General features: G+C 41.8%; 1 tRNA gene and 1 rRNA gene. Both read left to right on the top strand.

The annotated features are described in order from the left end of the window. Positions 1–11: 11 nt before the first annotated feature. Positions 12–87 (top strand) — tRNA-Glu (locus VEZ01S_RS16260). Between the two features lie 337 nt (positions 88–424). Continuing rightward, positions 425–772, top strand: a 23S ribosomal RNA gene (locus VEZ01S_RS16255); the annotation flags it as partial.

The following is a 772-nucleotide window of genomic DNA, read 5'->3' as shown; positions in this document are numbered from 1 at the left end:
AGTATTCCTATGTCCCGTTCGTCTAGAGGCCTAGGACACCGCCCTTTCACGGCGGTAACAGGGGTTCGACTCCCCTACGGGATACCATCTTTAAGTACATTTCTTCTTAATGAAGAGTCCAAGTGTCTTTAAAAATGGTTACTTATAGTAATCAAGCTCTTTAACAATTTGGAAAGCTGACGATAAGTAATGTGATTTCATTACTTATCAAATTTAAAAGTTCTCAAATCCTATGTCTTTATGATGTAGGTACCAACACACATTCAAGTGTTCTTGGGAATGTATTCTTGCCAGAATGCATTCAAATTTGAGTCCGGCAAAATCGAATGTTATCTCGCTCATAATAAAGAGATAACGCACCTTGGAAACGTCATACTACGTTGTAGCAAACGTATTGCGTAAGCAAGACCCTTTGGGGTTGTATGGTTAAGTGACTAAGCGTACACGGTGGATGCCTTGGCAGTCAGAGGCGATGAAAGACGTAATAACTTGCGATAAGCCCAGATTAGGTAGTAATAACCATTTGAGTCTGGGATTTCTGAATGGGGAAACCCACGTACATAAGTACGTATCATTAACTGAATACATAGGTTAATGAGGCAAACCCGGGGAACTGAAACATCTAAGTACCCGGAGGAAGAGAAATCAACCGAGATTCCGAAAGTAGCGGCGAGCGAAATTGGATTAGCCCTTAAGCTTTTAATGACACAGACGAAGGCTCTGGAAAGTGCCGCAATAAAGGGTGATAGCCCCGTAGTCGACATGTTGTTTT

It is taken from the genome of Vibrio ezurae NBRC 102218, from assembly GCF_000467185.1.
In the GTDB taxonomy this organism is placed as follows: Bacteria; Pseudomonadota; Gammaproteobacteria; order Enterobacterales; family Vibrionaceae; genus Vibrio; species Vibrio ezurae.
This window is presented reverse-complemented; position numbering and strand designations above follow the sequence as displayed.